Genomic DNA, 22,784 nt, shown 5'->3' with positions numbered 1-22,784 from the left:
CAGAGACGCTGGCCTACATCGGTCGGCTGCGCTCGACCGGCGCCGTGGAGCGGCGGATCCGGTCCGACGGCGTTTACGAGTGGTACTGCACCAACTGATGTCGGCAGATGCTCGGTAACGCCGTCGTCGACGGCGCCGTCGAGGACAAATCATCATCGGTCCGAGCCGGAGATTGCTGAGGGTGTCGCGCCGGCGACACGCGCTGAACCGCGCTGGTGGTCGTTCGCCGGTGGTGGTTCCGCCCAGAGGAACACTTCTTTGTTGCTCCGCAGACCGGGCGCAGTGTGATCGCTATGACCGACGCCTCGCTGATCGTCGAGCTGGCTGACCAGCTCTGGCAAGCCGACACGTCCTGTGTGCCGGTGGAGCCGTTGACAGCGGGGCATCCCGAGCTTGGCGTCGATGACGCCTACGCCATCCAGACTTACAACATCGATCGGCGCGTCGCGGCGGGGGCCTATATCCGGGGTCGCAAGATTGGCCTGACCGCCCGGACCATGCAGCAGCTCCTCGGAGTCGGCGAGCCGGACTTCGGCGTTCTGCTTGACGAGATGTTCGTCGAGGACGGGGACGAGGTGTCGCTCGCGGACATGGTGCAGCCGCGGGTGGAAGCAGAGATGGCGTTCGTGCTTGGTGACGACCTCGTCGGTCCCGGTGTCACGACGGCGAACGCACTCGCCGCCATCGCCGGAGTGCTGCCCGCGATCGAGATCGTCGACAGCCGGGTGGCCGACTGGCGGATCAAGCTGGTGGACACCGTCGCCGACAACGCCTCGTCGGGCAAACTCGTCCTGGGCGGCCGGCTGCGCAAGGTTACCGACCTCGATCTGCGCCTGGTCGGCATGGCGCTGAGCCGCAACGGTGCCGTCATCGACACCGGTGCCGGCGCGGCGGCATTGGGTAATCCAGCCCGCTGCGTTGCTTGGCTGGCGAACAAGCTGGCCGCCTTCGAGGTCGGTCTGCATGCCGGTGATGTGGTGCTGCCCGGCGCCGTCCATCGGATGGTGGCGGTCGCGTCCGGTGACGTGTTCCGGGCAGAGTACGCCCACTTGGGAGCGGTCACCGTGCGCTTCTCCGTCGAATCAGAGGCGGCAGCATGATCGAACCGCGACAAATCGCCGAGGAACTCGTTGTGGCCGAGCGTGAATGCAAGGCGATCAACCCGTTCTCCGAGACCTGGCCGGACTTCGATCTCGAGACCGCCTATGAGGCACAGGGTTTGTTCGTGCGCGCCAAAGTCGACGCGGGAGACATCGTGGTCGGCGCGAAGCTGGGCCTTACCAGCCGCGCCAAGCAGGAGGCCATGGGCGTGTCAGATCCGTTGTACGGCAGGGTAACCCGAAAGATGCTAGCGCCGTTCGGTGAGCCGCTCGATCTGACTTCGCTGATCCAGCCGCGCGTCGAGCCGGAAATTGCCTTCCTGCTGGGCGAGGAGCTTTCCGGTCGCGCAACGGTTACCGACGTGCTCTCGGCGACAAGGTCGGTGTTTGCGGCCCTCGACGTACTGGACTCACGATACCGAGACTACCGGTTCACCTTGCCCGACGTCGTCGCCGACAACTCCAGCGCCGGTCGTTTCCTGCTGGGGCCGAAGGCATTACCTCCTACGGAGGTGCCCGATCTTCGGCTGGTGGGGTGTGTGCTGCGCGCCGACGGTGACCTGGTGGCCACCGCGGCGGGCGCAGCCGTGATGGGCCACCCCGCCGCATCGGTGGCCTGGCTGGTCAACCGGCTGGCCGAGCGAGGCGAGGCCCTACCGGCGGGGTCGTTGATTTTTTCCGGTGGACTCACGGCGCCGATCGCGCTGCGCGCCGGCCATTCTGTCACAGCTGAATTCGACGGCCTCGGCACCGTCGAGGCCTACGCCTGATCGGTCGGTCCGGCGGCCAGAGAGGAGGAGCAATGGGGTACGAGCTGCGGACACAGACGGTTGACCCGATCCGCAACACGTTCCAGTGTCTGATCGACCGGTTCGGCGACAAACCGGCAAGCCGGTATCAAGAGGGAACCTACGATATCCAGTCGACGGATAATTTCCATTATCGGCCGCTTTGGGATCCCGAGCACGAAATTTTCGACCCCGATTTCTCGGCGGTGAAGTTGACCGACCCGTATGCCTACAGCGATCCCAGGCAGTATTACTACGCGACCTATGTGGCGGCCCGGGCCGATCATTACGATTCCTTCGGCAAGGATTTGAAATACGTCGAAGAGCACGATCTCTTCGACCGGCTCCCGGAAAACTGGCATGGATTTATGGCGCACGCGATAGTGCCTTTGCGGCACTATGAATCCGGGGCCCAACTAGCCTTCATCAATGGTTGCCGGCTCGCATGGGGCACATCGATATCCCAGCCCAACGGGTTCGCGTCCATGGACCGGATCGGCAACGCGCAGTTGCTCAGCATGGTTGGCTTGGCGATGGCCGGCGGCTCGGGTGACAAGCTGGCCGAGGCCAAACGCTATTGGCTGGAGCAAGCAAGTCTGCAGGGACTGCGGGAGCTCACCGAGCAGGCGCTCATCGAACCGGACTGGGTCAGCGGGGTGCTCGCGTTCGAATTGACCGATGCGCAGCTGTACCCGTTGCTGTTCCGGCACCTCGATGATCGCGCGGTGTTCCGCGGTGCAATGGCCTACAGTCTGCTCGCGCAACATTTCAGCCGGTGGTATGCCGACCATCAGAAATGGCTGAAGGCCTTGCTGAAGGCGTGGATCGGCGACCCCAACTACGGTGACGCGAACCGGAACGCGCTCGGCGCCATCGCAGATCGGTGGTATCCGCAGGCGCGCGAGGCGATACATGGCCTCGCCGAGGACGTCGAAACGAACTTCGGCTCGACCTCGATCAAGTCTGCGGCGACCCGCTACGCCGCCGAGCTGGCGGAAAGCCTGGAGGAAATCGGCATTCCTCTTACCGAGGCGGGAGGAGTTGGGGCATGACCGAGGCGCGAACACCACGGGTCCGCAACGTGGGTGTCGACCTGCAGGACACCGATGAAACGCGACCGATTATCGAGGCGATCGAAGAGGACAACCCGGGCGCAGAGATCTGGCGAATGCCGGGAATGGTCAAAATTACGGTCGCCGGGCACCTGGTCATCCGGCGCACAACCGTGGAGAGATTGCTCGGCGGTCCCTGGGATACGAACGAATTTCAGATGGTGATCATCTCCCTCGTCGGCAATATCGCCGAATGGGACGAGGACGAGATTCTGATCAAGTGGGAACACTGAAGGAGTAATTGTGGTCAAGGCCTCGATGCGGGAGCGATACCGGCTGCTCACCCGTGATTTAGACTGGAAGCCGACGTACGTGTCGGAGGAACAGCTTTACCCGCACATGCGGTTCGAGGGCATCAAGATCCACGACTGGGACGCCTGGGATGACCCATTCCGGCTGACCATGGATGCCTACTGCAAGTACCAGGCGGAAAAAGACAAGAGGCTCTACGCGACGTTCGACAGCTTTGCGCAGGGGCAGGGACACCTGCAGATCAGTGATGCGCGTTACTTCAACGCGATGCGCTTGTTCCTGCAGGGCGTGATGCCGCTCGAGTACATGGCGCATCGCCACTTTGCCTACCAAGCAAGGCAATTCAGTGGACCGGGACCGCGCTTTGCGGCGTTGTGTCAAAGCATTGACGAGCTGCGTCACGCCCAGACCGAGACCCATGCGCTCTCGACGTTGAACAAGTACTACGACGGCTTTCACTCGCCGACGAAGATGTTTGAGCGGGTGTGGTATCTGAGCGTGCCGAAGTCGTACTTCGAAGACGGACTGTCGGCCGGCCCGTTCGAGTTCATGGCGGCGATCTCGTTCAGTTTCGAGTACTTCCTGACCAACCTGCTGTTCGTGCCGTTCATGAGCGGCGCCAGCTTCAACGGCGACATTTCGACGATGAGTTTCGGCTTCTCGGCGCAGAGCGACGAGAGCCGCCACATGACGCTCGGCCTTGAGGTGATCAAGTTCATGCTCGAGCAGGACGAGGACAACGTGCCGATCATCCAGGACTGGATCGACAAGTGGTTCTGGCGCGGCTACCGGCTACTGACGATCGTTGCCTACATGCAGGACTACTTGCTGCCTCGGAAGGTGATGAGCTGGAAGGAGGCCTTCGAGCTCTACCTGGAAAAGCAGATGCTGGAGGGCCTGTTCCCGGACTTGGAGTACTACGGGATCCGACCACCCCGCCACGTCGAACAGGCCATCGTGGAAAAGGACTACGTCAGTCACCAGGCCGCCTGGATCTTTTACCAGTTTAGCCACGTGGCCGCGTTCACCACGACGGTCCCGCCGAAGGACGAAATGGACTGGCTGTCGGCGCAATACCCGGACACTTTCGACCGGCATTACCGGCCGCTGTGGGAGAAGGCCGCAGCGATGCAGGCCAACGGCAACCGCTTCTTCAACCGCGGGCTGCCGCAGCTGTGTCAGGTGTGCCAGATTCCGATGAGCTTCACCGAAGTGGGCGACCCTACGACCATTGCGCAGCGGCACAGCGTCTTTCGCGACGAGCGCTACAACTTCTGCTCCGAAGGATGCCAATGGATCTTCGACCGGGAGCCGGAGAAATACGTCCAGGCGTGGTTGCCCGTGCACCAGATCTACCAGGGTGATTGCGGCGGGGCGACGATACCGGAGGTGCTTGATTGGTACGGCATCGTCGATGGTCGCGACAACGGTGAGTACACCACCTCCGAAGACGCCAAGCGGTGGGCGAAATGGCACGCTCCGGCGGGTGTGCAGGTATGACCGTCAAGGCCTTGGGGCCCTACGACTTCCCCGCAAAGGACCGTCAGGAAGTCTACGGTGACGACCAGCTCGTTCACGTGCTGTGGGAGGACAACATCTTCCTCTGCTCAGCGGCGTGCTTCCGGGTGCCCAAGTCCATGACCTGGTCGGATTTCAAGAGTCAGATGATCGATTCTTGGGCATCGGGTGACCCTGACTACCGGCCCGACGGCGCGACCGACTGGCGTCGCGACGAGGAAGCGATTGACCCGAGGCCGGACCAGACCATCGCCGACCTCGCCATCCCGCACAAGGGCTTGATCAGGTTCCGGGTGCGGTGACGGCGATCCTCCGCCTGGTGCCCGGCGCGATCGAGCTGCCGGTTCACAACGGTGAGTCGATTCTCGAAGCGATTTGTCGCGATGGTTTCACCTACCGGTTCGGTTGCCGCCGTGGCGGCTGCGGAATTTGCAAGGCGGATCTGATCTCCGGCGAGGTGGGCTATCGAAAGAATATCGCAGCAAGCGTGCTCAACGACCAGGAGCGGGCCCAGGGTGTGGTGCTGACATGTCGGGCCCAGCCCGTTTCCGACGAAGTCGTCCTGCAGCTGCGACCCGGTAGCCGGCTAAAACTCAAGTTCCCGTTGTTGTTCGCCGCGGCGCAACGCGAGGTCGCCGCCGTGCGGACGAACCCCTCGACCACATCGCGAAAGATTCTCGACGAAGGAGGCGGCGATGTCCGTTAACCGGATCGGCTACGTGCATGCACGAGTCACCGACCTGGCGGAGGCTGTCGATCATTACAGCAACACGCTTGGCCAGTCGGTGGTCTCGCAGGACGACGGGAGGGTGTACCTGAAGGCCTGGGACGAGTTCGATCATCATTCCGTCGTACTCGAGGAGGGTGGCGTCGGCCTGGTGAAGCTGGGTTTCAAGGTTCACACCGAAGACGACCTGGCCGAATTCGAGAACCGCATCAATCGATTCGGCGCGACCAGTGGACGGATGAGTAAGGGCGAAAACCTCGCCGTCGGCGACGGTCTTCGGGTGGTTCTGCCGTCGGAGCACGTCGTTGAGTTCTACACCGAAATGGAGTATCTCGGCACCGAGACCGGCACCGTCAACCCCGATCCATGGCACCGACACGCCCGCGGCGCGGCGGTCCATCGGCTCGACCATGCGCTGATCGCGGCCGAAGACCCCGCACTCGTCGAGCGTTTTTTCCGGGAGTGCCTGGATTTTTACGTCTCGGAAAGGCTGATCACCGATCCCGCCGACCCGGACCTCATCGGGACATGGTTGTTCTGCGGCCAGAAGGCGCACGACCTTGCGGTGATCAAGGGCGAGAACGGCAAGTTGCACCACTGGGCCTACTGGCTCGAGGATTGGAACGAAATCCTGCGCGCCGGTGACGTCTTCGCGATGGACGACGTATCCATTGACATCGGACCCACGCGACACGGCATCACCCGCGGTAAGACCATCTACTTCTTCGACCCGGCGGGCAACCGCAACGAAGTGTTCTCCGGCGGTTACATCACCGGGGCGGACTTCCCGACGATCACCTGGACCGCCGAGCAGGCGAACAAGGGGATTGTCTACATCTCTCGTGAGGTCAGCGAGAGTTTCACCACGGTGTTCACCTGACCTCACCCGCAGCTAACCGAGACGAGCAGGGGATAACCGCCATGACCGAGACATACACCGTCAGCGTCGAGCCGCTGGACCGCCAGGTGCCGTGCCGTTCTGACCAGTCGATCCTCGACGCATGCTTGAGGCAAGGTATTTGGCTGCCGCACGCCTGCACTCACGGCACCTGCGCGACGTGCAAGGTGCAAGTGCTCGATGGCGACGTCGAGCACAACGATGCTTCCTCCTTTGCCCTGATGGATTTCGAGCGGAACGAGGGCAAGGCGCTGGTCTGCGTCGCCACGCCAAACTCCGACGTCACCATCGAAGCCGACGTGGATGTCGAAGACGGAGTGGAGTTTTACCCCATCCACGATTATTGCGGGACGGTGGCCGCGATCGAAGACTGTGCGCGCGGTACCCGCCGGGTGCTGATCGATCTGGACGGTGAGATCAGGTTCAACCCGGGTCAGTATGTCCAGGTTGCAATCCCCGGAAAGGGCGTGAACCGAAGCTGGTCGATGGCCAATCCGCCTTGCCAGCCGAATCGCATCGAGTTGCAGATCCGAAACACCCCGGGCGGACTTGCCACCGAAGGGTGGGTGTTCAAAGACCTTGCCGTCGGCGACGCGATGCAGCTGACCGGCCCTTACGGGCGTTTCTTCCTGAGGCAACAACGCAGCCAGCCGGCGATCCTGATCGGCGGCGGGACCGGACTAGCCCCGCTGAAGGCGATCGTTCGGCACGTGCTGGAGACAGATCTGCCGCACCGCCTGTACCTGTATCAGGGCGCCAGAACCCAGGAAGACCTCTACGACGTGGAATTCTTCCAGCGGCTGGCCGAGCAGTTCCCCGACCGGTTCACCTACCGACCGTGTCTGTCAGATGAGGAGGTCGACGGGATCGCGCACGGAATGGTCACCGACGTCGTGGCCAACGATTTTCAGACGTGCCGGGGCCACCTGGCTTACCTGTGCGGGCCCCCTCCGATGGTGGAGGCAGCGATCAAGATGCTGGTGCGGAAGCGGCTTTTCCCGCGCGACATCTACCGCGAGGACTTCTTCGACTCGTCCGACAAGGCCACCGGCGGGGTCCGCAGTCCGCTGATGAAGACGACCTGAGGGCCGGCGGAAGGAGATTCGATGACCACCACCAGCCAGCGCGACGTCGCCTTCACGCCGTTTATGTTGCGGGTACGCGAGGCTGCCGCCGGCTCGCAAGCGGAGTCGACCGAGTTGCGGTTCGAGCCCAGCTCTACCTGTTCGATCGCCGTCGCGGTGGCCGAGTGGTTCGAGTTGCGGGCATATGCGGAACACATGATCGCCGAGGCCAACGCCATGCTCGGCGCCGATGCCGAACGCATCGCGCTGCGCGACGAATACGGCACCGGCGTGCTGGCCTTCGAGCTGAGTTGCGAGGGCCAGAATTTCCGTCTGTTCGTGGATGCCGACGCGCCGCACCACATCGCACGCATCAAAGTCGGTGACGAGCGGTGGGCGCGGCCCGAGAAGCCCGTCGAACGCACGGTGCTCGACGACCTGGTCGTCAACATGCTGATCCGCACCCACCGTCCCGGTGTCGACCGATGACCGTCGTCGAGAGGCCGGAGATCGGCGGATCGGTCGTCGCCGGCGGTTTCCGCACGAATTACCTGGAGTCCGGTAACGGTGAACCGGTGGTGTTGATCCATGGCTCGGGGCCAGGGGTGACGGCCTATGCGAACTGGCGACTGACCATCCCGGACCTGGCGAGGCATCACCGTGTTCTCGCGCCGGACATGGTCGGCTTCGGCTACTCGGAGCGGCCCGAAGCGATTAGCTACGGCGTGCAGACTTGGGCGGACCAGGTCGTGGGCCTGCTCGATGCCCTGTCCTTGGAGCGGGCTTCGCTGGTCGGCAACAGCTTCGGCGGGGCTATAGCGTTGCGGGTCGCCGTCCAACATCCCGACCGCGTGGACCGGCTTGTGCTGATGGGCAGCATCGGTGTGCCGTTTCCTATCACCGACGCGCTCGACACGGTCTGGGGGTATGAACCGTCGCTGGGCGCCATGCATGGCCTGCTTGATGTGTTTGCCTACTCGCGCAAACTGGTCTCCGACGAGCTTGCCGAGGTGCGCTATCGGGCCAGCATCGAGCCGGGTTTTCAGGAGGCGTTCAGCTCGATGTTCCCGGCGCCCAGGCAGCGCCATGTCGACGCGATGGCAACCCCTGACGAAAAGATCGCCGCGCTGCCACATGAGACGCTCATCATTCACGGCCGCGAGGACCGGGTGATCCCAATGCGCACCTCACTGCGGTTGCTACAGCTCATCGACCGCTCCCAGCTACACGTTTTCGGTCAGTGCGGGCACTGGACCCAGATCGAACGGAGCGCCGAGTTCAACCGGTTGCTCGACGAGTTCCTCACCGGCTGCGGAGGTGGACATGGGTAGGGTGCCGGCGGCCTTCGACTTCCGCGGCGATTCCCATGTGCTGCTCGCCTGTTACGACAAGGCGATTCTGCGCGTGACACGGGTCTCCTCGGCCCGACCGATGATCCACCCCGCGGTGCCACGTGACTGCGGCCCCGTGGTCTGCGATGTGGGAGAGACGGACGAGGCACCGCGAAGCTTCGAGCAGAGCCCGCAATTCCGGACGGCAATGGCAGAGCGCGGCCTGCCGGAGCCGACCCAGCGGGTCTTCGACATACACAGTCTCGGCTGGCCGGTGTCGGCGCTGCCGATGTACCGATGAGAGGGCGCGACAAAGCCATGGCAGTCGAGAGCAGGGGTACCGCGACCCGCGGCGGCGCGCGTCGCGTGAAAACCAGGTCCGCACCCGAGCGCGAGTTGTATCTGCGGATGTTCCGCACCATGGCGTTGCAGCGTGCCGTGGAGGACCGAATGGTCAGTATGTACCGTCAGGGCGAATTGCTCGGCTCGCTCTACACCGGGCATTGGCATGAGGCGATCGCGGTGGGGACCGTGGCGGCGCTGCGGCCCAGCGATTTCCTCGCACCGTTGCACCGCGATCTCGGCGCGCACCTTTGGCGGGGTGTCGAGCCGCGCGAGGTGATGGACAGCTTTATGGGTAAGGCCACCTCGCCGACCGGCGGCCGCGACGGCACGCTGCATTACGGACGCCTTGACCTCAATATCTACAATCCGCCGAGCCATATACCCGACAACTACCCGGTCGCCACCGGCGCCGCTTTCGCGTTCCGGTACCGCCACAGCGATGGGGTGGCGCTGGCCTACTGCGGGGACGGTTCGACGGGCCGGGGCGATTTCCACGAGGCCCTCAATATCGCCGCGGTACTGCAGCTGCCGTGCATCTTCGTCGTGGAGAACAATCAGTTCTCCTACTCGACGCCGCTACGGCTGACCTCGAAGTCGGCGGATTTCGCGACCAAAGCCACCGCCTACGGAATTCCGGGGGAACGTGTGGACGGCATCGACGTGATCGCGGTTTACGAGGCGACATGTCGTGCAGTCGAACGGGCCAGGTCCGGTGAGGGCCCGTCACTCATCGAGGCGGTCACCATGCGCATGCACGGCCACGCCGAGCACGACCCCGCCGATTACGTGCCCAGGGAGATGCTGGCGGAATGGGCAAAACGGGACCCGGTCGAGGAATTCGCCGAGCGGTTACGCGAGTTGCGGATTATCGACGACACAGACGTCACCAAGATCCGCGAAGAGGTGCGCCAGATCGCGATCGATGCCCGTAAAGCGGCGCTCGCCGATCCGATGCCCGAGCCGATCGATTTGGAGGCGCGCGTCTATGCGGACTGAGGCCGCTAACACGAATGGAGAGGTCAGCTACCTGGACGCCGTCAGCCGGGCGCTGGCCGCCGAGATGGAAGCTGACGAGAACGTCTTCCTCATCGGCGAAGATGTCGGGCAGTTCGGCGGTGCCTTCAAGGTGACCAAGGGCTTCTTGGAACGGTTCGGTGAGCGCCGCGTCGTTGACACCCCGATCGCGGAGTCCGGGTTCACCGGGCTCGCGGCTGGCGCCGCGCTGGTCGGGCTCCGCCCGGTCGTCGAATTCCAGTTCGCCGACTTCATCTCCTGCGCTTTCGACCAGATCATCAATGTTGTTGCGCGACACCACTTCCGAACTGGTAACCCATTGCCGATCACGTTCCGCTGTCCATTCGGGGCGCGCCTGCGCGCGGGGCCGACGCATTCGCAGAGCGTGGAGTCCTACTTCGCCCACGTGCCGGGATTGAAAATCGTGGCGCCGGCTACGGTGAGTGATGCCGCGGGGCTGCTGATCAGCGCGATCCGCGACAACAACCCGGTGCTCTATCTGGAGAGCAAATACCTCTACCGACGAATCAAGGCGCCGTTGTCTTTGCAACCGGTGCCGATCGGTTCGGCTCGGGTGGTTCGGGAGGGCACCGACATCACGTTGGTGACCTACTCCGTCGGCGTCCACCAGGGGCTGGAGGCCGCCGCCGAGCTGGAGAAGCAGGGCATCTCCGTCGAGGTGATCGACATCCGCAGCCTGGTCCCGCTCGACGTGGACACCATCGTGGCGTCGGTGTGCAAGACCGCGCGCGCCGTCGTGCTGCACGAGGCCGCGCGCCGGCTGGGATACGGCGCCGAGATCGGATCCGTCATCACAGAAGAATGCTTCTGGTCGCTGGACCACCCGGTCGTGCGGATCGCGGCGAAGAACACCCCGATCCCGACGAGCCCGACACTCGAGGACGACGTCGTGCCACAGACAACACAGGTCGTAGAAACTCTGCGGAAGGTGGCTACCGCATGAGCCGGGGGCAGGACTACGACGTCGTGGTGATAGGCGGTGGCCCAGGCGGTTACGCTGCGGCGCTCTACGGCGCATCGGCGGGCCTCACCGTCGCCCTCATCGAGGCCGACAACCTCGGGGGTACCTGCCTGAATCGTGGATGCATCCCGGCCAAAGCGCTGCTACAGACCGCCGAGGTGTATAGGACGACCAACCATGCCGCGGAATTCGGCATCGTCACCGACGGCTCGGGTGCCGTCTCGACGGATTGGGCTCGCGTCGCCGGCCGGACCAACGGGATCGTCGATCAGCTTGTCGGCGGGCTGTCGGGGCTGATCAAGCGGCGCAAGATCGAACTGCTCACCGGGTGGGGCCGGCTCACCGACTCCGGCGCGGTCTCGGTGAACGGCACTGTCGTGCGCGGCCGTGCGGTCGTCATCGCGACCGGTTCGGCGCCGCGAACCATACCCGGCTTCGAGTTCGAGGGTGAGCGCATCGTCAGCTCCGACCACAGCACCCGCAGCAACGCCCTGCCGGATCGGGTCGCGGTCATCGGCGGCGGCGTCATCGGCTCGGAATTCGCCTCGGTCTTTACCGACGTCGGTGTCGACACGACCCTGCTGGAAGCACTGCCGAGCGGTGTCCTGCCGATCGGTCCCGATCAAGAAATTGCCGGTGTCCTGCGCAGGGCGCTCGTCAAGCGCGGCACCACCATCCACGCCGGGGCGAAGGTCAATGCGCCCGAGAAATCCGACGGCGGGATCGTTGTCGGATTCGAGGCAAACGGTGCCTCGGAGAAGATCGAGGTGGACCAGGTGCTGGTGGCCATCGGGCGCCGTCCGGTGAGCGAGGGCATGGGGCTGGCCGAGGCCGGGGTAGGTGTGTCGGACAAAGGATTCGTGGAAGTGGACACGACGACGATGGCGACCACTCGGCCCGGTGTCTACGCAGTCGGCGACGTCGTCGAGACCCCCGGTTTGGCGCATGTCGCCTACGCCGAAGCCATCGTGGCGATCAAGGCGATCCTCGGTGAACTGCCCGCCCCGGTCGACTACGCGCGCGTTCCCTGGGTGGTCTACACCCATCCCGAACTCGCGTGGACCGGGTACACCGAGGCTGACGCCAAGGCCGCCGGCCACGACGTGGTGGTGCACAAGCACAAGTTCGCCGGCAACGGCCGCGCCATGATCATCGGGGACACCGAGGGGATGGTGAAGGTCGTTGCCCAGCGTGACGGTCCGATTCTCGGCGTGCACGTGGTCGGGCCGTGGGCGAGCGAACTGATCGCCGAGAGCTATCTGGCCGTCAACTGGCAGGCGCTGCCCGAAGAGGTCGGCGCCTTCATCCACCCGCACCCCAGCCTGTCGGAGGCGGTGGGCGAAACGATGCTCGCCCTCACCGGGCGATCGCTGCATGGCTGAAATGGAGCAATCATGGCTGATGACCTGCAAGTGGTGACGATGCCGAAACTGGGCGAGAGCGTCACCGAAGGCACTGTCTCGCAGTGGCTGAAATCGATCGGCGACGAGGTCGCGTTCGACGATCCGCTGCTGGAGATATCGACTGACAAGGTCGATTCGGAATTGCCGAGCCCGTTCGACGGCGTGCTGCTGGAGGTGCTTGTCCCAGAGGGGGAAACGGTACCGGTAGGGACGGTGCTCGCCCGGATCGGTCCGGCGGGGGCAGCGCCGGACGCCACACCCCCGCAGGAGCAGGAGCAGGCGCCGGCCGCTGAACCCGCCGCCGCCGCACCGAGCGGTATTGCCGAGGCACCCGCGCCGGTGGCCACGCGTCGTGGTAATGGCAAGGGCGTGCTGCTGTCGCCAGTGGTGCGCCGCCTCGTCGCCGACAACGACGTCGACCTGTCCACCGTGTCGGGATCGGGCGCGGGCGGGCGAATCACGCGCGAAGACGTCCTGGCTGTGATTGCCACCCGGTCCGCGGCGCCACCTGTCGCTGAGGCTCCACCTGTCGCCGCAGCGCCGGCGTCGGTGCCGCCGGTATCCGTCCACCGCGACGATGTCGTGCCGCTCTCGCGGATCAGGTTGGTCACCGCGCAGCGGATGCTGGAGTCGCGGCAAACGTCACCGCACGTATGGACCTCGGTCGAGGTCGACTTGCAGCGCATCGAGGACATCCGGCAGCGCCACAAGGACCAGTTCCGCAAACAGGAGGGAACGTCGCTGACCTATCTGGCGTTCATCGCTCGGGCTGCATGCGATGCGTTACGCGTCCACCCGGCCGTCAACTCGTCGGTCGACATGGCGAGCAAGACCATGACATTGCATCGCCACGTCAACCTCGCTATCGCCGTGGACCTCAACGAGCAAGGCCTGATGGCCCCCGTCATCAAGGGAGCAGATGCGCTGAATCTGCGCGGACTGGCTCGGGCGATCAAGACCGTCGGTGACGCCGCGAAGGCGAAGAGCCTCACCGCCGACGACCTTTCGGGCTCGACGTTCACGATCACCAACCCTGGACCGCTCGGGAGCTTCGCCTCCGCGCCGATCATCAACCAGCCCAACGTCGCGATCATGTCCACCGAGGGGGTGTCCCGTCGACCGACCGTGGTGGGCGACGGGATCGCCATCCACCACATGTGCGTACTGGGATTCTCTTATGACCACCGGGCATTCGACGGTGTCACAGCCGCACGATTCCTGATGTACATTCGCGACGCACTGCAAGACAGGGATTGGGAGGCGGAACTGCAATGAGGTGCCCGATCAGACTGGGACGCCGCATGTGCGCCCGCGTCCGTGCTAAACAATCGGTGCAGGCCACGAGCAGCTGAAATGGCGACCGTCGTCCCGCTCGACGACTTCGTCGAGGATGCCGGGTATCCTGGGTACTGCGATGATGCGGCGCCAATGCCGGCAGATCCATGTTCATCGTTTCGCCCGGAGGATCAGAGCCGCTTTTGGTTTCTCGACTTCCACTGGCCCCGCGGGCTCACCCCGATGGGCCTGATCAGCGTGACTGACGGTTACGCCTGGGCAACCCAACACGCCGCGGACGTGTTGTCGCTGCCGTCGGGACGGGGCATTTCGGTGCGCACGGCCGGAACGCACACCTACGCAGCAGAGATCCTGCTTGACCCGGCGGCCGACAATGCTCGGCGAGTGTCGCGGTTCACCCGGGCCCTGCCGGCCTTCGTCCGTGATTTTGCGCAAACCTGGCAGGAACGGCGCGCGGAGATCGATGCGGGCTGGCAGCGCCTTCATCGTGTCGATCTTGCCCGCATGACGCCCGCGGAACTCGGCGATTACCTGCGCCGCGCACGTGCCTACCACCGGAAGGCATGGGAGATTCACTTCGAGTTGATGTACCCGCTGCTGGCCAACTACCTGGCTTTCCGCGGACTGTGCATAGAGATGGGGATCGATCCGGCCGAGGTCAGCCAATTCCTGCAGGGCGATGACACCCGGATCATGGAAACGGACCGCGAGTTGTGGCGCTTGGCCGCGTTGGCCCGCAAAACCGGACTCGACGACGTTTTCCGAAGCACCGAGCCGGAGCAACTCAAGGCGGCGCTCAGCAAGGAGGGCGGCAGGGCAGCGGGATGGTTGGCGGAGTTCGAGATCTTCCTTGACGTCTACGGGTGGCGCACCGAGGGGATCAGTGATGTGGCGCTGCCCAGCTGGGTCGAGGATCCGACATCACCGCTGGGCACCATCAAAACCTTCCTGCAGAAGGACGCCCAGCACGATTTCACCGCCGCCCGCATGGTCGCCATGGCGGCCTCCGAGAGCGCGATCGACGTGGCACGATCGAAACTCACACGCAACGAACAGGCCGTCTTCGACGCAGGGTTGGCCTCCTGCCGGGCAGCCAACTTCACCTGGTGGAACGAAGAGCACGATTACTACATCGATCTGCGGGCAGCGTTGCCGATGCGCCACGGATGTCTGGCCGCCGCAGCCGCTTTGGGTGCCGATGAACCGGACGACACGTTGTTCTTGTTTTGGCCAGAGCTGATGGCGACCCTCGACGGCGAACGCAGTTTCAGCGGGTTGCGGAACATGATCGCCGAACGCCGCCAATACTTCACTTATTGGTACCAACGTCGGGCGACGATGCCCAAGGTGCTCGGCACGGTGCCCGACACCGTCCGAGATCCCATCTTGATGGAGGTCTTCGGCCTCAACGAGCATTTTCTGCACGCGGTGCGCACTGGGGGCTCAGACGCCGACGTCACGACATTGACCGGGGTGCCTGCCGCCGGCGGTATTGCGCGCGGACCCGCACGGGTGCTCAGCAACGCCGACAACCTGCACCGGATCCAGCCCGGCGACGTGCTGGTATGCGAGTCGACCTCGCCCAACTGGACGCCGGCGTTCGCGAAGATCGCCGGCTGCATCTGCGATGGGGGTGGTTCGCTGTCACATGCGGCCATCGTCGGTCGAGAGTACGGCGTGCCGACGGTCACCGCAGTCGGGCTCGCCACGGTTCTGATCCGGGACGGCGACGAGGTGCAGGTCAACGGTTCGATGGGCACCGTAACCGTCTACCGACGTCGCAGCCAGGCAGCGTCCGGGACATCGACATGACGGGGTTCATCGCGTGGCTGGACGACCTGGATCCGGTATCGGCGACCGCGGTCGCCGGACCGAAGATGGGCCGGCTCAGTGAACTGGCCCGTCACGGCTTCACGGTGCCGCGCGGTTTCACCGTCACCGTCGACGCCTGCACTCATCAGTGCGCCGAGTCGGGCCTGGACAGCTTTGTCGAAGAGCAACTGTCGACGCTGACCGGCAACGCGGGCTGCGATCAACTCGCAGTCGTCGCGGACACCATCCGCGGGAAGTTCGAGCAGACCCCGGTGGAACCCACATTGGCCGCCGCGATCGCCGACGCATATGTCGAATTGACGTTCCGCTGCGCGGAGGTCAATCGACCGGTCGCGGTGCGAAGCTCCGCGGTCGGCGAGGACAGTTCCCGGGCCAGCTTTGCCGGCATGTTCGACACCTACCTCGGGATGTCGGGCGAGCACCGAGTGCTCGCTGCCCTGCAGCGTTGCTGGGCCAGCCTTTTCTCCGCTCGTGCGCTGTCCTATCGGCTTAAACATGGTATCTCGCACCACGAGATGCCGATGGCGGTCGGCGTGCTCGAACTCGTGCACGCCCGGGTCTCCGGCGTCGCGTTCTCCATCCACCCGGTAACCGGCAGGTCGGACCGGATGGTCATCGAGGGCACATGGGGGTGGGGCGAGGCCGTCGTACAGGGTGCGGTGACCCCCGACCACATCGAAGTCGACAAAGCCGACCGGCGTGTGCTGTTCCACGACGTTGCCCACAAAAAGGTGGTGTCGACATTCGACTATGCGCGAGGTGAGGTCGTCGAGACCGCGATGCCTGCGCCGTTTCGTGATGCACCAATTCTGGACGAGGAGGAGATCCGCGCCGCGGCCGATACGGTCTGCGCTATCGAGGACCGCTACGGATACCCGGTGGATATCGAATGGGTGATCGACCAGAACCGCCGGCCGGGCGATCCGGTTTGCGTCGTTCAGGCTCGACCGATCACGGTTGCCGGCAGCGGGACGGTTAAAGACGTTGGGGCCCAATGGGATGTGGCCGCTTACGCTGCCAAGTATGTGTTCGGTGATCAGCCATGAGTCTGCGGGCTCTGGTGCTGGACTTCGGCGGGCCGGTGTTGGTGACGCCCTTCGAGGTCATCCGGGCGCTGGAAGCCAGGATCGTGCTGGCCCCCGGCACGTTGGATTGGACCGGCCCCTTCGATCCGCCGCACGATCCCCTGTGGCGAAGAGTCGAGACCGGCGAGATCAGCCAGCCGCAATATTGGGCAGTCCGCGCTCAGGAGTTTTCCACGGTGACTGGTTACTCGGGTGTTCGCCCGCTGATGGCGCTGCTTTATCCCGCCGAGGATATGGACTCGCAGATACGCCGCCAGGCCTATCAAGCGGTGCGCGCCGCCAAGGCCGCCGGACTTCGGACCGCTGTGCTGACCAACGAACTCTCGCTCTTTCACAACGACGAATGGATACGTCGCGTCGGATTGTTCGATGAGGTTGACGTCGTCGTCGACTGTTCCCGTACCGGTGTGCTTAAGCCCGACCCGATGGCGTATCGGGTCGTCGTGGAGTCGCTTGAAATCCCGACCGATCAGGCACTATTCGTCGACGACCACGTGCCGAACGTTGATGGCGCGCGTGCGATCGGCATGTCGGCGCTGCACTTCGACGTGACCAGGCCTGCGCAGTCTTACCGTGAGGTGGGCCGCATGCTCGGGCTCGCCGGCTTGGCTCAGGTGTTGTAACAGCAGATGACAAAGTCGGCGGCAGAACAGGGTTTCGACTCCGTCCTCCACCTTGAATCCCTGGCGGTACGCGGGCTGTGCTCCACCGGTCAGCTCCGCGACCTCAGCGAGTTCGACGTGCACCCGGATTTGCGCTCCGATCCAGCAATGGAGCCGCAAACCGCACCTTGTTCAGACCGCGGTCGAGCACGACGACGAACGACGAAACCATGCACACCGACCGCAGCAATCGGGTCGACGCGCGCTGGCCAGGCATCCGCGCCGATTCGCTTTCCACGACGCGGAACGTTTGCGCGGCACCGCCAGGACTGGACTGTGATAATCGTCAACCTGCACCGCCTGGGAAGGGGTGATGATAGATGGTGGACTTGGTCGATGCATCGACGATCAGCTTCGAGGCGGCACGCCGCGTGTTGGACAGGGCCGTGCGTGAAGCTGCCGCATTGCGGGTTCTGGTGGCTGTCGCGGTGGCCGATCGTGCCGGGAACCTCGTCGCCTACGGTCGGATGGACGGAGCCCCGCTGCTGTCGGGTCAGATCGCCCAGGATAAGGCGTACACCGTCGCGGCGTATGGGTTGCCGACTCACGAATGGTTCGCGTTGATCAAGGACGAGCCTGCCCTGCTGCACGGCATGGTCCAGACGGAGCGGTTGATCGTGTTCGGCGGCGGCGTTCCCATCCGTGTTGACGGGCAGCTGGTCGCGGCAGTTGGGATCTCCGGCGGAACAGCTGACGAGGATCGACGGATCGCCGAAGCAGCGGCGGAGATGATCGGGGTCTCCGCTCCGATCTGACGCGTTCCGCACCGGGGAACACCGCGCAGGTGCGCTCCGATTCGCGGCCTATGGTTGATCGGCGCGAACCCGCTGATGGTTTCACAGGAGGGCACCGATATGCCGCTGGTCGAGGTTACGCTCACCGAGGGCCGTACCGCTGAACAGATTCGCGCTTTGATCCACGAACTGACTGAAGCGGTTGAGCGGGCCATCGACGCCCCGCGTGCCAGCGTCCGGATCGTGGTCCGTGAGGTGCCGCCGACGCATTGGGCCGCCGGCGACGTCACGATCGCGGAGCGGCAAAACCGCGACGCCGTTGCGAACACTCATTCTGGCGGTTGACTGGAAACGGATTGGCTGATGGCTTCTGACAATTTTTACGGCCACGTCATCGACGGTGAGGAGGTCGGCTCGAGCGAGGGGGCCACGTTCCACAGTGTGGACCCATGGTTGCGGGCGCCGTGGGCGGAAATAGCCCTGGGCGGCGCTGCCGAGGCCGATCGGGCGGTGGCTGCCGCGCGTAAAGCGTTCGACGAAGGACCCTGGCCCCGAATGGGTTTCGCCGAGCGCGGCATGATTCTACACCGACTCGCAGATCTCATGGAGGAACACGGCGACGAGCTGGCGCTGGCCGACACGCGTGACATGGGCAAGCCGATCAGTCAGAGCCGAGGCAACGACATCCCCCGTTCGGCAACCAACTTCCGCTTCTTCGCCGACCACGCCCGGTTGTCGACCGGCGAGGTGTTGCCGATGGACAGCGGTCACCACACCTACACCAGGTTCGACCCGGCCGGCGTGGTCGCGGCGATCGCGCCGTGGAACTTTCCGCTGATGCTTGAAACCTGGAAGGTGGCGCCGGCGCTGGCTTGGGGCAACACAGTGGTGCTGAAGCCGGCTGAGGACACCCCGACCTCGGCGACCATCCTGGCCCGGCTAGCCATCGAGGCAGGTATGCCACCGGGCGTCCTCAACGTGGTGCACGGGTACGGTCCGAACTCGGCCGGACAGGCGCTGACCGAGAACCCGGCGGTGGACCGGATCACCTTCACCGGGGAGTCGGGAACCGGCCGGATCATCGCTGGCGCGGCATCGGCCAACCTCGTGCCGGTCAGCCTGGAACTCGGCGGGAAGGGCGCGAACCTGGTCTTTGCGGACGCTGCACTCGACAACGCCCTCGACTGGTCGATTCGGGCTATCTTCACCAACGCGGGCCAGGTCTGCCTTGCGGGAAGCCGATTGTTCGTGCAACGCGCGATCTACGACGAGTTCGTGGCGCGCTTCGTCGCAGCGGCCGAGGCGATGGTTATCGGGGATCCGAAAAACGAGGCGACACAGATTGGACCGCTGGCCACCGAAGAGCACTACCGCAAGGTGAAGTCCTACATCGATCTGGTTCCTAGCGAGGGCAAGATGCTCACCGGCGGCCTCGGCGATGGCTGGGTGGTAAAGCCGACGGCGGTCGCGGATATCGCTGCGGATGCGCGCTTGTGCCGCGAAGAGATCTTCGGTCCGGTAGTGGTGATCCACCCATTCGACGACGAGGAGGAAGCCGTCGGGCTTGCCAACAACACCCCGTACGGTCTCAACGCGATGCTGTTCACCGATAACCTGCACCGGGCGCACCGAGTAGCGGCGGTGCTCAAAGCCGGCAGCGTGTGGGTCAACTGTTTCTTCATCCGGGACCTGCGTGCCCCGTTCGGCGGTGTCGGTGAATCGGGGGTAGGGCGCGAGGGCGGCAACTTTAGCCGCGAGTTCTTCACCGAACCGAAGGCGGTAGTCATGCAGATCGATGAAGCGCGAAACGGCGACTAGACCCGGGCCGACCCCCGCTGCGTGGGTTCAGGCCCGAGTTATTTGGATCCGACATGCGTAGGGAGGATCTAGGTGGTCTGCTCAGCTCTTGGTGGGAATAGGCCCTAGTGGTCCGTCTGCGATTTGATCTGGTGGAGGGGGTGGGATGAAAGCGCGGCGGCTAGATCCGCAGCAGCGGCGTGAGCAGTTGCTCGACGTCGCTGCCGCGATGTTCGCGGAAAGTCCGTACGACGATGTGTATGTTGAGGACATCGCCGCCTGCGCGGGTGTGTCCAGAGCATTGCTGTATCACTATTTTCCGAGCAAACGAGATTTTTACATAGCGATTTTGAAGCGCTCCAGCCATAGGTTGCTGGCACGCACCAATCCTGATCCGCTGCTGCCGCTGACCGAACAGATCGCCAGCGGCTTAGAGAGCCACATCCAATACTTTGCCGACCACCCCTTTGAAGCCATCGCGGTCAACCGCGGCGCATTGTCGGACGATCCGGCCATCCAGACGATCATCACCGAAGAGCTCAGCGTCATCGGCCGACGCCTGACCGACAAACTCGTCGCAGAGGGACAACCGCGCGAGATCACCGAGATCGCCGTCGAGGGATGGTTGGCGTTCCTCCGGGTCGCGTGCGTGAAATGGGTTCAATCGCAGACAATCACGCGAGCCGCCCTCACCGAACTATGTCTACGCGCGTCCGACTGCATTCTCGGCTACCCGATGCAGCCCACGCCCGGCCGAAGGAAGTCGCCCCCGAAAGCCGCGGGATGTGGGCCTTTGGAAATGTCGCCATGCTCACCACGGCGATGACCGCCACCAGCAGGCAGCGACACGCCGAAATGCGCCGCCAGCTCAAATCGCAGACGGACCACTAGACGATCAGAAGTGTTACGTAGGAGGGTTCATGGCCGAGCCAAACACCATCATCGCCCGCATCTCTCCCGAGCAGCGGGCGATAGAGGAGACACTAGTCGCTCAGGTCGCCGCGTCCTTCGAGAATGCCCCCGACCCACGGCTGCGCGAGTTGATGCAGGCCCTGGTAGGCCATCTGCACACCTTCATCCGCGAGGTGCGGTTGACCGAGAAGGAGTGGAGTGCCGCCATCGCGTTTCTGACCGACTGCGGGCACATCACCACCGAGCAGCGTCAGGAATTCATTCTGCTGTCCGACATCCTCGGTGCCTCGATGCAGACGATCACCGTCAACAACCAGGCGTGCGCGAATGCCACCGAGGCAACGGTGTTCGGTCCGTTCTTCGTCGGCAATGCCCCGCATATCCCGCTCGGCGGCGACATCGCCGCGGGTGCGGCGGGCGAACCGTGCTGGGTCGAGGGAACAGTCACCGACACCGACGGTAACCCAGTCGCCGGAGCCCGGGTCGACGTGTGGGAATGCGACGAGGACGGCTTCTATGACGTGCAATATCCGGACGGAAGGGTCGCGGCTCGCGGCCACCTGTACACCGATCAGCATGGAGGCTACCGATTCTGGGGCCTTACACCCGTCCCCTATCCCATTCCGCGTGACGGCCCGGTCGGTTCGCTGGTCGCGGCGGCGGGCCGTTTACCGATGCGCGCAGCCCACCTGCACGTTATGGTCGCCGCCGAGAAGTTGCGGACCCTGGTCACGCACATCTTCGTCCGCGGCGATGCCTGAATCGCCCTGGAAATCCCGGAGGCTCCTGACCTTGGAAACGAGGATGCAGGTATGCCCACGGAATCGTCATCGGGAAAGAAGCCAACCAGTCGCAGGTACAGCCCTGAAGAGAAGGCCGCCGCGGTGCGCATGGTGCGGGCGTTGCGCACCGAGCTGGGCACCGAGCAGGGCACCGTGTCGCGGGTGGCCCGCCAGCTCGGCTACGGGGTCGAGTCGGTGCGCTCCTGGGTCCGCCAGGCCGATATCGACGACGGGTACGCACCCGGGGTGTCCAGCGCGGAATCGGCACGAATCAAAGAGCTTGAACAGGAGAACCGAGAACTCAAGCGCGCCAACGAAATACTGAAACGCGCGGCCAGTTTCTTCGGGGCGGAGCTCGACCGCCAACACAAGAAATAGTCGACTTCATCGACGCCCACCGCGAGGAGTTCGGGGTCGAGCCCATCATCACGGTCCTGCGTTCTGCAGGCGTGGTGGTGGCCCCGAGCACCTACTACGACACCAAGACCCGGCCTGCGTCGGCACGCGCACAGCGTGACGCCGAGCTGGGGCCGGTCCTGGTCAAGCTCTGGGAGGACAACTACCGCGTCTACGGAGCCCGCAAGCTGTGGAAAGCCGCCGGTCGGGCCGGCCACGACGCCGGCCGCGATCAGGTCGCACGGCTGATGCGCGACGCCGGCATCTGCGGGGCGCGGCGCGGCAAACAGGTCAAGACCACCAAGCCCGACTCGTCCGCGGCGCGGCACCCCGATCTGGTGAGGCGCAAGTTCACCGCGACCGAACCCAACCAGCTTTGGGTGACGGATCTGACATTTGTGCCGACGTGGGCCGGCGTCGCTTATGTGTGTTTCATCGTCGATGCCTTCAGCCGGATGATCGTCGGCTGGCGGGTCGCCTCGCACATGCGCACCACCATGGTCCTCGACGCGTTGGAGATGGCCCGCTGGTCACATGGAAACCTGTTGGCGGGCTTGACATGTCACTCCGATGCCGGGTCGCAGTTCACGTCTATCCGCTACGGCGAACGCCTCGCCGAGATCGGTGCGGTGCCCTCGATCGGGTCGATCGGGGACTGCCTGTTGACCGGCTAATCGGGGACGCCGGAAGCACGTAAACGACACGCCAGCAAGGGAAATGCTTGACCTAAAGTATGCGGCGGAGTTGCACTTG

General features: G+C 64.3%; 23 protein-coding genes, 2 pseudogenes and 1 other annotated feature. All 25 genes and pseudogenes read left to right on the top strand.

The genetic code is table 11. The features are described from left to right. The first annotated feature begins 293 nt into the window (after positions 1-293). Entirely contained in the window at positions 294-1,100 is an 807-nt protein-coding gene (locus tag AC2VOP_RS07440; protein ID WP_486960367.1) for a 2-keto-4-pentenoate hydratase, read from the top strand. Then, complete coding sequence (locus tag AC2VOP_RS07435; RefSeq protein WP_486960366.1) at positions 1,097-1,870, top strand: 2-keto-4-pentenoate hydratase; 774 nt, start codon at positions 1,097-1,099, stop codon at positions 1,868-1,870. The genes AC2VOP_RS07440 and AC2VOP_RS07435 overlap by 4 nt, the downstream gene beginning before the upstream one ends. Positions 1,871-1,902: 32 nt before the next feature. Beyond that, positions 1,903-2,940: a ferritin family protein gene (locus AC2VOP_RS07430; protein ID WP_486960365.1), complete on the top strand. Its 1,038-nt coding sequence runs from the start codon at positions 1,903-1,905 to the stop codon at positions 2,938-2,940. Continuing rightward, positions 2,937-3,233, top strand: coding sequence for an MmoB/DmpM family protein (locus tag AC2VOP_RS07425; protein WP_486960364.1), 297 nt, complete (start codon positions 2,937-2,939; stop codon positions 3,231-3,233). Before AC2VOP_RS07430 ends, AC2VOP_RS07425 begins: the two co-directional genes overlap by 4 nt. Before the next feature lie 10 nt (positions 3,234-3,243). Then, positions 3,244-4,752 carry a YHS domain-containing protein gene (locus AC2VOP_RS07420; protein WP_486960363.1) on the top strand — a complete coding sequence of 503 codons (1,509 nt, stop codon included), beginning with the start codon at positions 3,244-3,246 and terminating at the stop codon, positions 4,750-4,752. Further along, positions 4,749-5,072 carry a phenol hydroxylase subunit P4 gene (locus tag AC2VOP_RS07415; protein WP_486960362.1) on the top strand — a complete coding sequence of 108 codons (324 nt, stop codon included), beginning with the start codon at positions 4,749-4,751 and terminating at the stop codon, positions 5,070-5,072. The genes AC2VOP_RS07420 and AC2VOP_RS07415 overlap by 4 nt, the downstream gene beginning before the upstream one ends. Then, complete coding sequence (locus AC2VOP_RS07410; RefSeq protein WP_486960360.1) at positions 5,069-5,476, top strand: 2Fe-2S iron-sulfur cluster-binding protein; 408 nt, start codon at positions 5,069-5,071, stop codon at positions 5,474-5,476. Before AC2VOP_RS07415 ends, AC2VOP_RS07410 begins: the two co-directional genes overlap by 4 nt. Beyond that, complete coding sequence (locus AC2VOP_RS07405; protein ID WP_486960359.1) at positions 5,466-6,377, top strand: catechol 2,3-dioxygenase; 912 nt, start codon at positions 5,466-5,468, stop codon at positions 6,375-6,377. Before AC2VOP_RS07410 ends, AC2VOP_RS07405 begins: the two co-directional genes overlap by 11 nt. Before the next feature lie 41 nt (positions 6,378-6,418). Next, positions 6,419-7,480 (top strand): 2Fe-2S iron-sulfur cluster-binding protein, encoded by a 1,062-nt coding sequence (locus AC2VOP_RS07400; protein WP_486960358.1) that lies wholly within the window; start codon positions 6,419-6,421, stop codon positions 7,478-7,480. 21 nt (positions 7,481-7,501) lie between these two features. Then, positions 7,502-7,948 (top strand): hypothetical protein, encoded by a 447-nt coding sequence (locus AC2VOP_RS07395; RefSeq protein ID WP_486960357.1) that lies wholly within the window; start codon positions 7,502-7,504, stop codon positions 7,946-7,948. Further along, on the top strand, positions 7,945-8,790 hold the full coding sequence (locus tag AC2VOP_RS07390) for an alpha/beta fold hydrolase (RefSeq protein WP_486960356.1): 846 nt from the start codon (positions 7,945-7,947) through the stop codon (positions 8,788-8,790). The genes AC2VOP_RS07395 and AC2VOP_RS07390 overlap by 4 nt, the downstream gene beginning before the upstream one ends. Continuing rightward, on the top strand, positions 8,783-9,091 hold the full coding sequence (locus AC2VOP_RS07385) for a hypothetical protein (protein ID WP_486960355.1): 309 nt from the start codon (positions 8,783-8,785) through the stop codon (positions 9,089-9,091). The genes AC2VOP_RS07390 and AC2VOP_RS07385 overlap by 8 nt, the downstream gene beginning before the upstream one ends. 107 nt (positions 9,092-9,198) lie before the next feature. Beyond that, the gene (locus AC2VOP_RS07380; RefSeq protein ID WP_486960368.1) at positions 9,199-10,131 is read left to right on the top strand and encodes a thiamine pyrophosphate-dependent dehydrogenase E1 component subunit alpha; all 933 of its coding nucleotides are present in this window, start codon (positions 9,199-9,201) and stop codon (positions 10,129-10,131) included. Then, entirely contained in the window at positions 10,121-11,113 is a 993-nt protein-coding gene (locus AC2VOP_RS07375; protein WP_486960354.1) for an alpha-ketoacid dehydrogenase subunit beta, read from the top strand. Before AC2VOP_RS07380 ends, AC2VOP_RS07375 begins: the two co-directional genes overlap by 11 nt. After that, positions 11,110-12,513, top strand: coding sequence for a dihydrolipoyl dehydrogenase (gene lpdA, locus AC2VOP_RS07370; protein WP_486960353.1), 1,404 nt, complete (start codon positions 11,110-11,112; stop codon positions 12,511-12,513). Before AC2VOP_RS07375 ends, lpdA begins: the two co-directional genes overlap by 4 nt. Before the next feature lie 12 nt (positions 12,514-12,525). Continuing rightward, complete coding sequence (locus AC2VOP_RS07365) at positions 12,526-13,809, top strand: dihydrolipoamide acetyltransferase family protein (protein WP_486960352.1); 1,284 nt, start codon at positions 12,526-12,528, stop codon at positions 13,807-13,809. Positions 13,810-13,887: 78 nt separating this feature from the next. Beyond that, complete coding sequence (locus AC2VOP_RS07360; RefSeq protein ID WP_486960351.1) at positions 13,888-15,642, top strand: PEP-utilizing enzyme; 1,755 nt, start codon at positions 13,888-13,890, stop codon at positions 15,640-15,642. After that, entirely contained in the window at positions 15,639-16,709 is a 1,071-nt protein-coding gene (locus tag AC2VOP_RS07355) for a PEP/pyruvate-binding domain-containing protein (protein ID WP_486960350.1), read from the top strand. Before AC2VOP_RS07360 ends, AC2VOP_RS07355 begins: the two co-directional genes overlap by 4 nt. Positions 16,710-16,723: 14 nt before the next feature. After that, positions 16,724-17,371: an HAD-IA family hydrolase gene (locus AC2VOP_RS07350; RefSeq protein WP_486960349.1), complete on the top strand. Its 648-nt coding sequence runs from the start codon at positions 16,724-16,726 to the stop codon at positions 17,369-17,371. Positions 17,372-17,730: 359 nt separating this feature from the next. Then, positions 17,731-18,165, top strand: coding sequence for a GlcG/HbpS family heme-binding protein (locus AC2VOP_RS07345; RefSeq protein ID WP_486960348.1), 435 nt, complete (start codon positions 17,731-17,733; stop codon positions 18,163-18,165). Positions 18,166-18,219: 54 nt separating this feature from the next. After that, positions 18,220-18,489 carry a tautomerase family protein gene (locus tag AC2VOP_RS07340; protein WP_486960347.1) on the top strand — a complete coding sequence of 90 codons (270 nt, stop codon included), beginning with the start codon at positions 18,220-18,222 and terminating at the stop codon, positions 18,487-18,489. An 18-nt stretch (positions 18,490-18,507) separates the two neighbouring features. Continuing rightward, entirely contained in the window at positions 18,508-19,962 is a 1,455-nt protein-coding gene (locus tag AC2VOP_RS07335) for an aldehyde dehydrogenase (RefSeq protein WP_486960346.1), read from the top strand. Between the two features lie 145 nt (positions 19,963-20,107). Beyond that, positions 20,108-20,767 carry a TetR/AcrR family transcriptional regulator gene (locus AC2VOP_RS07330; protein ID WP_486960345.1) on the top strand — a complete coding sequence of 220 codons (660 nt, stop codon included), beginning with the start codon at positions 20,108-20,110 and terminating at the stop codon, positions 20,765-20,767. Between the two features lie 94 nt (positions 20,768-20,861). Then, positions 20,862-21,608, top strand: a pseudogene (locus tag AC2VOP_RS07325) (dioxygenase); the annotation flags it as partial. Between the two features lie 57 nt (positions 21,609-21,665). Beyond that, positions 21,666-22,687: pseudogene (locus AC2VOP_RS07320) on the top strand (IS3 family transposase); the annotation flags it as partial. Next, positions 21,968-22,099 (top strand) — a sequence feature (AL1L pseudoknot). (Overlaps the previous pseudogene by 132 nt.) Positions 22,688-22,784 lie beyond the last annotated feature (97 nt).

The organism is Mycobacterium sp. TH-M106, from assembly GCF_057473765.1.
Note: the sequence above shows the minus strand (reverse complement) of the source record. Positions and strands in the feature narration are given on the sequence as shown.

Coding starts and splice junctions, on each gene's coding strand:
- AC2VOP_RS07360 (WP_486960351.1), top strand. CDS start 13,888: ATGGCGACCGTCGTCCCGCTCGACGACTTCGTCGAGGATGCCGGGTAT.
- AC2VOP_RS07330 (WP_486960345.1), top strand. CDS start 20,108: ATGAAAGCGCGGCGGCTAGATCCGCAGCAGCGGCGTGAGCAGTTGCTC.
- AC2VOP_RS07365 (WP_486960352.1), top strand. CDS start 12,526: ATGGCTGATGACCTGCAAGTGGTGACGATGCCGAAACTGGGCGAGAGC.
- AC2VOP_RS07440 (WP_486960367.1), top strand. CDS start 294: ATGACCGACGCCTCGCTGATCGTCGAGCTGGCTGACCAGCTCTGGCAA.
- AC2VOP_RS07375 (WP_486960354.1), top strand. CDS start 10,121: ATGCGGACTGAGGCCGCTAACACGAATGGAGAGGTCAGCTACCTGGAC.
- AC2VOP_RS07390 (WP_486960356.1), top strand. CDS start 7,945: ATGACCGTCGTCGAGAGGCCGGAGATCGGCGGATCGGTCGTCGCCGGC.
- AC2VOP_RS07385 (WP_486960355.1), top strand. CDS start 8,783: ATGGGTAGGGTGCCGGCGGCCTTCGACTTCCGCGGCGATTCCCATGTG.
- AC2VOP_RS07380 (WP_486960368.1), top strand. CDS start 9,199: ATGTTCCGCACCATGGCGTTGCAGCGTGCCGTGGAGGACCGAATGGTC.
- AC2VOP_RS07345 (WP_486960348.1), top strand. CDS start 17,731: ATGGTGGACTTGGTCGATGCATCGACGATCAGCTTCGAGGCGGCACGC.
- AC2VOP_RS07400 (WP_486960358.1), top strand. CDS start 6,419: ATGACCGAGACATACACCGTCAGCGTCGAGCCGCTGGACCGCCAGGTG.
- lpdA (WP_486960353.1), top strand. CDS start 11,110: ATGAGCCGGGGGCAGGACTACGACGTCGTGGTGATAGGCGGTGGCCCA.
- AC2VOP_RS07415 (WP_486960362.1), top strand. CDS start 4,749: ATGACCGTCAAGGCCTTGGGGCCCTACGACTTCCCCGCAAAGGACCGT.
- AC2VOP_RS07355 (WP_486960350.1), top strand. CDS start 15,639: ATGACGGGGTTCATCGCGTGGCTGGACGACCTGGATCCGGTATCGGCG.
- AC2VOP_RS07430 (WP_486960365.1), top strand. CDS start 1,903: ATGGGGTACGAGCTGCGGACACAGACGGTTGACCCGATCCGCAACACG.
- AC2VOP_RS07435 (WP_486960366.1), top strand. CDS start 1,097: ATGATCGAACCGCGACAAATCGCCGAGGAACTCGTTGTGGCCGAGCGT.
- AC2VOP_RS07335 (WP_486960346.1), top strand. CDS start 18,508: ATGGCTTCTGACAATTTTTACGGCCACGTCATCGACGGTGAGGAGGTC.
- AC2VOP_RS07405 (WP_486960359.1), top strand. CDS start 5,466: ATGTCCGTTAACCGGATCGGCTACGTGCATGCACGAGTCACCGACCTG.
- AC2VOP_RS07425 (WP_486960364.1), top strand. CDS start 2,937: ATGACCGAGGCGCGAACACCACGGGTCCGCAACGTGGGTGTCGACCTG.
- AC2VOP_RS07395 (WP_486960357.1), top strand. CDS start 7,502: ATGACCACCACCAGCCAGCGCGACGTCGCCTTCACGCCGTTTATGTTG.